Origin of the sequence: Pseudomonas sp. BN515 (assembly GCF_029873155.1) — a bacterium.
Lineage (GTDB): Bacteria > Pseudomonadota > Gammaproteobacteria > Pseudomonadales > Pseudomonadaceae > Metapseudomonas.
This window is the reverse complement of record NZ_SSOH01000042.1, coordinates 75,027-84,889: the sequence shown is the minus strand read 5'-3', so window position 1 is coordinate 84,889 and position 9,863 is coordinate 75,027. Positions and strand designations below refer to the sequence as shown.

At 65.7% G+C, this 9,863-nt stretch carries 7 protein-coding genes; 5 read left to right on the top strand and 2 right to left on the bottom strand.

Translation table 11 applies throughout. The annotated features are described in order from the left end of the window. Nucleotides 1–331: 331 nt before the first annotated feature. Together E8E91_RS11200 and E8E91_RS11195 are read right to left on the bottom strand one after the other, a co-directional pair. On the bottom strand, nt 332–1,096 hold the full coding sequence (locus tag E8E91_RS11200) for a response regulator transcription factor (RefSeq protein ID WP_280375820.1): 765 nt from the start codon (nt 1,094–1,096) through the stop codon (nt 332–334). Nucleotides 1,097–1,218: 122 nt separating this feature from the next. Then, nucleotides 1,219–1,689, bottom strand: coding sequence for a prepilin peptidase (locus tag E8E91_RS11195; protein WP_280375819.1), 471 nt, complete (start codon nt 1,687–1,689; stop codon nt 1,219–1,221). Between the two features lie 113 nt (nt 1,690–1,802). On the opposite strand from E8E91_RS11195, the gene E8E91_RS11190 reads away from it, so the two are divergent. The 5 genes from E8E91_RS11190 (at nt 1,803) to E8E91_RS11170 (ending at nt 9,849) form a co-directional block, all read left to right on the top strand. Then, nucleotides 1,803–2,258, top strand: coding sequence for a pilus assembly protein (locus E8E91_RS11190; RefSeq protein ID WP_280375818.1), 456 nt, complete (start codon nt 1,803–1,805; stop codon nt 2,256–2,258). Beyond that, a complete protein-coding gene (locus tag E8E91_RS11185) occupies nt 2,255–5,050 on the top strand; it encodes a PAS domain-containing sensor histidine kinase (protein WP_280375816.1) in 2,796 nt (931 codons plus the stop codon). The genes E8E91_RS11190 and E8E91_RS11185 overlap by 4 nt, the downstream gene beginning before the upstream one ends. Before the next feature lie 108 nt (nt 5,051–5,158). Continuing rightward, entirely contained in the window at nt 5,159–8,233 is a 3,075-nt protein-coding gene (fdnG, locus tag E8E91_RS11180; protein WP_280375815.1) for a formate dehydrogenase-N subunit alpha, read from the top strand. Nucleotides 8,234–8,244: 11 nt separating this feature from the next. After that, the gene (fdxH, locus tag E8E91_RS11175; RefSeq protein ID WP_280375814.1) at nt 8,245–9,150 is read left to right on the top strand and encodes a formate dehydrogenase subunit beta; all 906 of its coding nucleotides are present in this window, start codon (nt 8,245–8,247) and stop codon (nt 9,148–9,150) included. Between the two features lie 69 nt (nt 9,151–9,219). Further along, complete coding sequence (locus E8E91_RS11170) at nt 9,220–9,849, top strand: formate dehydrogenase subunit gamma (RefSeq protein WP_280375813.1); 630 nt, start codon at nt 9,220–9,222, stop codon at nt 9,847–9,849. Nucleotides 9,850–9,863 lie beyond the last annotated feature (14 nt).

The window sequence follows — 9,863 nt, the reverse complement described above, 5'->3', positions numbered from 1 at the left end:
TGGTCAAACCGCTGGTGCGCACGGCGCACCCTACCGAATCGTCACAGCTCGTAGGGTGGGCTACAGGCTGGGCCGTAGGGTGCGCTGCGCGCACCGATTCCGGACTCGACCCCGGCACCTGGTCAAACCGCTGGTGCGCACGGTGCACCCTACCGAATCGTCACAGCTCGTAGGGTGGGCTAAAGGCTGGGCCGTAGGGTGCGCTGCGGGCACCGATTCCGAAGTCGGCCTCGGAACCCCGTCAAACCGCCGGTGCGCACGGCGCACCCCTCCGGATCATCACGGTTCGTAGGATGGGTGGAGCGCAGCGATACCCATCAACCGGTGTCCCTCAATGCGCCACCTGATGCGACCGCCGGCTGGGCGGGGCCATGGCCAGGGCGAGTTGCGTGCGGTTGTGCATGTGGGTCAGTCGCAGGATCTGCGACACGTAGAGCTTCACGGTGTTTTCCGTCAGGCCCAGCTCGCAGGCGGTCTGATAGTTGGTCATGCCCTTGCCCACCAGCCGGGCCACTTCCAGCTGCCTGGGCGAGAGCTTGTCGAACGGCGGCTGCACGCCCATGTCCATGCCCTCCATCGCCGGTGGCGTGTGGTCGATGGAGCCGCGGCGGCGTTTGTTGATGTCCTGGTACAGCTCGTCAATGGACTCGGCGAGGGTGCGCAGCTTGTTGTTCAGCTGGGCCAGTTCCAGATTGTCCCGGCGGCGCTGTTGCAGGCGTTCTTCGAGGCGGCGCACGGCGCGCAGCACCTGCTCCGGGTCGATGGGCTTCTGGTAGTAGTCGGCGACCCCGGCGCGCATGGCTTCGATCACATCGCGGGGCTCGGCCTGGCCGGTGAAGATGATGGCCTCGAAGGCGTGGCCGGGCGTGCTGAGGGTTTCCAGCTCCTGGACCAGGGCGATGCCATCCAGCTCCGGCATGTGCAGGTCGCAGAGGACGATGCCGATGCTGGCGTCTTCACGAAATCGCTGGATGGCCTCGCGGCCAGACGTGCAGCCGGTGCAGTTGTAGCCGCAACTCTCGAGAAATTCCTGAAGCTCGACGACGATGGCTTCGTCGTCGTCCACGACCAGCAGGGTGCAAGGTTGCGAATCCATATTCAGCCTTCCAAAGAATTGGGTTCTGGCGAATTGCTCTCGCGATCCCCACCCCGGCACGCGGGAATTGGTACGGCGGTGCAGTGCTAACAAAAGATATAGCACTTTCATATCACTGCCAGTCAGTTCGTCAGAAATAGTGATGCCAAAGAACCGACGAACAGAAAGGGGGCGAATGGATAGCGTCGGGCGCGCTCCGGCGCCAGTTGTGCCAGGGCGTTGCGCAAGCCCGTCGGCAGCACGGGCCAGAGCGGACGCGACAGCCCGGCCCAGGCCAGGTACGCCAGCCCCGCGCCGGCCAGGCAGTAGAGGACGAACAGGCTGTGGCTGCACAGGGCGATGCCGAGCAGCAGCTTCACGTCCGCCGCGCCCAGCTTGCCCAGCCACCAGCCGGGCAGGGTCAACAGCAGAGCGAGGCCAGCGGCGGTGAAGGCCTCGGCCGGCGATGCGCCCAGCAGGGTCCGTTCGTTCAGCAGCAGGTAGAGCAGGGCGGCCGTAGCGCCACCCAGGGTGAGCCAGTTGGAGATGCGTCGCTGCCGGAGATCCTGCAGGGCGCAGAGGGCGGTCCAGAACAGCAGGGGGAGGGCCGACATGAAATATCCGGTGCGTCTGTGAAGTGCTTCTATGCTGCTATCTGTGTAGCCGAATCTTCGGAAGGCAGCCGAGCATTTCTGCCGCAGTGCGGCCACCAGTCGGGAAGGTCTCCATGAGAAAAGGGGTATCACCGCGCTTCGCCCGGCAGCAGCAGGGTGCGGCTGCCATCGAGTTCTCCCTGGTCTTCATCATCTTCTTCGCCATCTTCTACGGCGTGGTCAGCTACTGCCTGCCCTTGCTGATGCTGCAGTCCTTCAACCAGGCGTCGGCCGAAGCGGTGCGCCGCGCCGTGGCGGTGAACCCCGAGGCCGAGAATTTCCTCGCCCTGGCCACCGCCGAAGCCAATGCCTCGATCAACCAGCAGCTCTCCTGGCTGCCCTCCGGTGTTCGCGCCCACCTGCCGGCCCCGGCCGTCAGCCTTACGGGCGGCGTGCTGACCGTGCGCGTCGCCTACCCCTATGAAGCCCATCCGGTGGTGCCTTTCCTGGTGCTGCCGGGCATCGGCCGGGTGCCGCAACTCCCCGCCGAACTGGCTGCCCAGGCCAGCCTGAAGGTACAGAACCCGTGAGGTTCGGCATGGGTGGTGCGACGGAGGCGTTGGAGTCGTCCAGCCAGGCGCTGCTCCAGGCTGCGCGGACGACCACCTCCAGCCTGCTGCTGGCGCTGGACCCCCAGGGCCGCGTGCTGGGCATCGCCGGTGCCCTGGGCGTGCGCCTGGGGCGCTCGGCCAATGGCCAGGCGCTGCCGCTGGCCGACTTCGTCAGTGTCAATTGCGCCGCGCTGCTGTCGGGGACGCCGGAGCAGTGGGCACGGGATTGTTTCGACCTGGACTTCATCGGCAGCGATGGCCGCCTCCTTCACACCCGTGGCTGGCTCACCGCCACCCGCGATGGCTGGCTGCTCCAGGCGATGGATATTGGCGACCTGATCCGTCATCAGGAAGCTGGCGACCTGCGCCGCCAGGCATTGCTCCACGCCGGGCAGGCGGCGGAACGGATTCGCCTGGCCAGCGCCTCGCTGCTGCCCCAGGTCACCACCGAATTACTGGAAGCCCTGGCACTGCGCTGGCGGGTGCCCTGCATGGCCCTGGCAATCTATATGCCGGGCGGGCAGGGCTGGCAGATCTACGCGCAGCACCGGGGGCACGGCGCGCCCGGATACTGGCAGGAGGGCCAGCGCCTTGGCCAGGAACTGGCGGACCTGCATGGCCGGGCACCGCAGCGCTGGAGCTGGTCGCAGCTGTCACAGCACCCACGGTTGTTCGCCCTGCTGGGCGATGGACCCGCCTTCCTGGTGCCCTATGTGGAGCTTTCCGGCATTACTGCCTGGTTGTTCTGCGCACCCTTCGAGCCCGATGCCCATTCGGCCCTGGGCGATGCCGAGTGGCAGCAGGTGTGCGCACAGCTCGCCGGCCCTCTGCTGGCGCGTCTGCGGGATCAGAGCCAGCGCCATGAAGGTGGCCGCCTGGAAGCCCTGCAGGGAATGCTGGGGGCCGGTTGGTGGGAATACCTGCCGGCGACCAGGGAAGTGCTGCTGGCGCCTGCCCTGGCCCGAGCCTGGCAGGCCGACGACCAGGGCCGCCTGCCGCTGGACGGCTGGTTGCAGCAGGTGCACCCGGCCGACCGGGATGAATTCCGCGCCCGCTTGCGCGCTGCCGAACTGAACGGTCAGGGCTTCACCCAATGCCTACGCCTGTACCTCTCCAGCACGCAGGAGGCGGCGATCTGGCACCGGGTCCAGACCCAGGTGCAGGGCGCCGGAACCCAGTCACGGGTGTTCGGCTTCCTGCTCGACATCAGCGACATCAAGGCCCAGGAAGCCAGCGCGGCGGCGGCTCACGCCCGCCTGCGCAACCTGATCGCCAGCGCGCCGGCGGTGATCTACGTACTGCGTTACGAGGACGGTGCCCTGCTGCCGGAGTTCTGCAGCGAAAGCCTCGGCCCCATGCTTGGCTGGACCCTGGCGGAGTTGCAGCAGGGCGGTCTGGCCGAGCGTGTCCATCCCGAGGACCACGACATCTTCTTCGCCCGCACCCGCAGCCTGTTGCGTGACGGCCAGGTCAGCTGTCGCTATCGCCTGCGTGATCGCCAGGGCGACTACCACTGGCTGCTGGACGAGGTGCGCCTGCTGCGCAATGAATTGGGCCAGCCCCAGGAAGCGTTGGGCATCTGGCTGGACGTGACCGAAGCCACACTGGCTGCTGAGCGGGTCCGGGAAAGCGAGGAGCGCTATCGCATCCTGGTGGAGGACTCCCCGGCGATGATCTGCCGCTACACCCCCGACCTCGTCCTGCGTTTTGCCAACCGGCCGCTGGCCGATTACCTGGAGTGCCGGCCCGAGGAATTGGCCGGCGCCAATCTCGGCGCCTGGCTCTCTGAGGAGCAGCGTCAGGTCTTCCAGGAACGCCTGATCAGCCTGACTCCGGAGCAGCCGGTGAGTACCGCGGAAATCTGCCTGCAACTGCCTGGCCGCGAACACGCCTGGTGGATCTGGGCCGACCGCGGCGTGTTCGATGAGCACGGCCGATTGCTGGAAGTGCAGGCCGTGGGGCGCGACAACACCGAAGTGCGCAAGGCCCAGCAGCAGCTCTACCAGGGCGCCAAGATGGCCACCCTGGGCGAGATGGCCACCGGGCTCGCCCATGAAATGAACCAGCCGCTGAACGTGATGCGCATGGCCGTGGCCAACGTGCTCAAGCGCGTGGCCAGCGATGAGGTGCAGGTGGACTACCTGCGCGACAAGCTGCTGCGCATCGAGGCGCAGGTGCAGCGGGCGGCCCGAATCGTCGATCACATGCGGGTGTTCGGCCGGCGCTCGGATGTGGAGCAGCAACTCTTCGATCCGCGCGAGGCGGTGGAGGGCGCCCTGTCGCTGCTGTCCGAAGGCTTGCGTGGCAAGGGTGTGGACGTTCGCCTCGCACTGGGCGAACAGCGCTTTGCCGTGCGCGGATTCGCCGACCAGTTGGAGCAGGTGCTGATCAACCTGATGGTCAACGCCCGCGACGCCATGCTCGGCAAGAAGGAGAAGGAGCCGGATTTCGCCCCGTCCATCCTCGTCGGCCTGGAGAGTCGCGGTGCCTGGGTGGAGTTGCGGGTGGAAGACAACGGCGGCGGCATCGATCCGCGCCTGCTGGAGAAGATCTTCGAACCCTTCTTCACCACCAAGCCGGTGGGCAAGGGCACGGGCCTCGGGTTGTCGGTCAGCTATGGCATCGTGCAGCAAATGGGCGGGCGCCTGAGCGCCGAGAACGGTGCAGAGGGTGCCTGCTTCCGCATCGCCCTGCCGTTGTTCGCGGAGTCGCCGGGCCCAGTGCCGGGCCAGGAAACCGCCGCGTCCGAGCTTGCCGGCCAGCACGGCTAGCGGCCCGCGCCAGGGCACCCTTCTGGCATTACCCCTGAAGCTGACTACCCTTAGATTGGATATGCCCGGCGATATTTCGGGCGCCGTCTGCTGATGAGGGAGAACACGATGGACATGAACCGTCGACAGTTCTTCAAGGTCTGCGCCGTGGGCCTTGGAGGATCCAGCCTGGCGGCTCTGGGGGTGGCGCCTCCGGAAGCCTTCGCCGACCAGGTACGCCACTTCAAACTGGCGCGCACCATTGAGACTCGCAATACCTGCCCATACTGCTCCGTTGGCTGTGGCCTGATCATGTACAGCCAGGGCGATGCGGCGAAGAACGTTGCGCAGAACATCATCCATATCGAAGGCGACGCCGATCACCCGGTGAACCGCGGCACCCTGTGCCCGAAGGGCGCCGGCCTGCTCGACTTCGTCCACAGCCCCAATCGCCTGAAGTACCCCGAAGTGCGCGAGCCGGGTACCAGCGAGTGGAAACGCATCGAGTGGGATGAAGCCCTCGACCGCATCGCCAAGCTGATGAAGGCCGACCGCGACGCCAACTTCATCCAGAAGAACGACCAGGGCCAGACAGTGAACCGCTGGCTGAGCACGGGCTTCCTCGCGGCGTCCGCATCGAGCAACGAGGCCGGCTACATCACCCACAAGGTGGTGCGTTCCCTTGGCATGCTGGGGTTCGATAACCAAGCGCGTGTCTGACATGGCCCGACGGTGGCAGGTCTTGCCCCGACGTTTGGCCGTGGAGCCATGACGAACCACTGGACCGACATCAAGAATGCCGATCTGGTGCTGATCATGGGCGGCAACGCCGCCGAAGCCCACCCCTGTGGATTCAAGTGGGTCACCGAAGCCAAGGCGCATAACAACGCCCGGCTGATCGTGGTCGATCCGCGCTTCACCCGTTCGGCCTCCGTGGCCGACTACTACGCGCCGATCCGCACCGGGACCGACATCGCCTTCCTCGGTGGCCTGATCAACCACCTGATCAGCCACGACAAGATCCAGCACGAGTACGTGCGCAACTACACCGACGCGCCCTTCATCGTGAACGAAGGCTTCACCTTCCAGGATGGCCTGTTCAGCGGTTACGACGAGGCCAAGCGCGCCTATCCGGACAAGTCCACCTGGAGCTACGCCAAGGGCGAGGATGGCTACGTTCGCGCCGACATGACCCTGCAGGACCCGCGTTGTGTATTCCAGCTGATGAAGCAGCACTACAGCCGCTACACGCCGGAGCTCGTCAGCAGCATCTGCGGCACACCGAAGGAATTGCTGGAACAGGTCTGGAGTCTGGCTGCCGAGACGTCCGCCACGAACAAGACCATGACCATCATGTACGCCCTCGGCTGGACCCAGCACTCAGTGGGCTCGCAGATGATCCGCACCGGCGCCATGGTGCAACTGCTGCTGGGCAACATCGGCATGCCGGGCGGCGGCATGAACGCCCTGCGCGGCCACTCCAACATCCAGGGCCTGACCGACCTCGGCCTGCTCTCCAACTCCCTGCCGGGTTACCTGACCCTGCCGGCCGACGCCGAGCAGGACTACGCCGCCTACATCGACAAGCGCGCCGCAAAACCGGTGCGGCCGGGGCAGATGTCCTACTGGCAGAACTACGGAAAATTCCACGTCAGCCTGATGAAGTCCTGGTTCGGCAAGTCGGCCACCGCCGAGAACAACTGGTGCTACGAGTGGCTGCCCAAGCTTGATGTGCCGGGCTACGACGTGCTGCGGTACTTCGACATGATGTACCAGGGCAAGGTGAACGGTTACTTCTGCCAGGGCTTCAACCCCATTGGCTCCTTCCCCAACAAGGCCAAGGTCAGCGCCAGTCTGGCCAAGCTCAAGTTCCTGGTGGTCATGGACCCGCTGGCCACTGACACCTCGGAGTTCTGGCGCAACGCCGGCGAATTCAACGACGTCGACACCGCCAGCATCCAGACCACGGTGTTCCGTCTGCCCGTCACCTGCTTCGCCGAAGAGGACGGCTCGCTGGTCAACAGCGGGCGAGTCCTGCAATGGCACTGGAAGGGCGCCGAACCGCCCGGCCAGGCACGCACCGACATCGCCATCATGGGCGGCCTCTACCATCGCCTGCGCAGTGCCTACGCGAAGGATGGCGGTACCTTCCCCGACCCGATCCTGGGCCTGGACTGGAGCTACCTGCGTCCGGACGAGCCGGGACCCGATGAGATCGCCCGCGAGTTCAATGGCAAGGCCCTGGCTGACCTCACCGACCCGGCCACCGGCGCGGTGCTGCTCAAGGCCGGCGAGCAGGTGCCCGGATTCGCCGTGCTGAAGGACGACGGCACCACCGCCAGCGGCTGCTGGATATTCGCCGGCAGCTGGACCTCCGCCGGCAACCAGATGGCCCGCCGCGACAACGCCGACCCCTACGCCATGGGCCAGACCCTTGGCTGGGCCTGGGCCTGGCCGGCGAACCGGCGCATCCTCTACAACCGCGCCTCGTCCGACCCGTCCGGCAAGCCCTGGGACCCGGACAAGAAACGCCTGGTGTGGTGGAACGGCAAGAACTGGACCGGCACCGACGTGCCCGACTACAAGGCCGACGTCGCCCCGGAAGCCGGCATGAGCCCCTTCATCATGAACCCCGAGGGTGTGGCGCGCTTCTTTGCCCTCGACAAGATGAACGAGGGTCCCTTCCCCGAGCACTACGAACCCTTCGAGACCCCCATCGGGCGCAACCCCCTGCACCCGGAGAACGCCAAGGTCACCAGCAACCCGGCCGCGCGGGTGTTCAAGGGCGATTGGGAAGAGTTCGGCAAGGCGGCGGACTTCCCCATCGCGGCGACCACCTACCGGCTCACCGAGCACTTCCACTTCTGGACCAAGCACTGCCGGCTGAACGCGATCACCCAGCCCGAGCAGTTCGTCGAGATCAGCGAAGTCCTCGCCAAGGAGCTCGGCATCGCTGCCGGTGAACGGGTCAAGGTGTCGTCCAACCGTGGCTTCATCAAGGCGGTGGCGGTGGTGACCAAGCGCCTCAGGCCGCTGACCGTGGACGGCAAGACCGTGCACCAGATCGGCATCCCGTTGCACTGGGGATTCTCCGGCGTGGCACGTAACGGCTATCTGACCAACACGCTTACTCCCTTCGTCGGCGACGGCAATACGCAGACACCGGAGTTCAAGTCGTTCCTGGTCAAAGTGGAAAAGGCATGAGGAGCTGAGCCATGGCATCACAAGACATCATCGCCCGCTCCGCCACCACGACACCCATGCCGTCCGTTCGCGAGATGGACGAAGTCGCGAAGCTCATCGACGTCTCCAAGTGCATCGGCTGCAAGGCCTGCCAGGTGGCGTGCTCTGAGTGGAACGACCTGCGTGACGAGGTCGGCCAGAACCACGGCACCTACGACAACCCGGCGGACCTCTCGGCCAACACCTGGACCCTGATGCGCTTCACCGAGTACGAGCCCGAGGCCGGCAAGCTGGAGTGGCTGATCCGCAAGGACGGCTGCATGCACTGCGACGACCCGGGCTGCCTCGCGGCCTGCCCGAGCCCCGGGGCCATCGTGAAATACGCCAACGGCATCGTCGACTTCAACCAGGACAAGTGCATCGGCTGCGGCTACTGCATCACCGGCTGCCCCTTCAACATCCCGCGCATCTCGCAGAAGGACCACAAGGCCTACAAGTGCACCCTGTGTTCCGACCGCGTATCCGTGGGGCTGGAGCCGGCCTGCGTGAAAACCTGCCCGACCGGCGCCATCGTCTTCGGCACCAAGGAAGACATGAAGGAACATGCCGCCGAACGCATCGTCGACCTGAAGTCCCGAGGTTTCGAGCACGCCGGCCTGTATGACCCGCCAGGTGTCGGCGGTACCCACGTCATGTACGTGCTGCACCACGCGGACAAACCCTCGCTCTACGCCGGCCTGCCGGACGACCCGGCCATCAGCCCCATGGTCAGCCTATGGAAAGGCGTGACCAAGCCGCTGGGCCTGCTGGCGATGGGCGTGGTGGCGCTGTTCGGTTTCTTCCACTACGTGCGGGTCGGCCCGAACAAGGTGGAAGAAGACGAGGCCCCGCGTGGCGATGCGACGGTGCAGAAGGTCGATCCCAAGTCGCCGAGTTGAGATAAACGCCCCCTCTCCCTCTGGGAGAGGGCAGGGGTGAGGGAAATCCGCCCCGACCAGGAGCTGGACATGAACAAAGACATCGAACGCTACACCCCCGCCGAGCGCAGCAATCACTGGGCGGTGGCCATTCTCTTCTTCCTTGCCGGGCTGTCCGGCCTGGCGCTGTTCCACCCGTCCCTGTTCTGGCTGACCAACTTCTTCGGCGGCGGGCCGTGGACACGCATCCTGCACCCCTTCCTCGGCGTGACCATGTTCCTCTTCTTCATCCTCCTGGCCATGCGCTTCGCCCGCCACAACCGCTGGGAGAAGTCCGACAGCCAGTGGCTGAAGCAGTGGAAGGACGTGGTCAACAACCGCGAGGACCGGCTACCGGAAGTGGGCCGCTACAACGCCGGGCAGAAGATGCTCTTCTGGGTGCTGCTGCTCAGCATGCTGGTGCTGTTGGCCACCGGCGTCGTGATCTGGCGGCAGTACTTCAGCCACCTGTTCGGCATCGACCTCATCCGCTTCGCCGCGCTGCTGCATGCCTTCGCCGCCTGGGTACTGATCCTCAGCATCATCGTCCACATCTACGCCGGCATCTGGATCAAGGGCTCGGTCAGCGCCATGCTCCACGGCTGGGTCAGCAAGGGCTGGGCCCGCAAGCACCACGGCGCCTGGTACAAGGAAGTCAGCAAAGGGCAGGGCAAGCGCTGAGCCTGATGACCTTC

Bases quoted from the DNA above. Each gene is read 5' to 3' on its own strand.
- E8E91_RS11200 (WP_280375820.1), bottom strand. From the start codon at position 1,096: ATGGATTCGCAACCTTGCACCCTGCTGGTCGTGGACGACGACGAAGCC.
- E8E91_RS11195 (WP_280375819.1), bottom strand. From the start codon at position 1,689: ATGTCGGCCCTCCCCCTGCTGTTCTGGACCGCCCTCTGCGCCCTGCAG.
- E8E91_RS11190 (WP_280375818.1), top strand. From the start codon at position 1,803: ATGAGAAAAGGGGTATCACCGCGCTTCGCCCGGCAGCAGCAGGGTGCG.
- fdxH (WP_280375814.1), top strand. From the start codon at position 8,245: ATGGCATCACAAGACATCATCGCCCGCTCCGCCACCACGACACCCATG.
- E8E91_RS11170 (WP_280375813.1), top strand. From the start codon at position 9,220: ATGAACAAAGACATCGAACGCTACACCCCCGCCGAGCGCAGCAATCAC.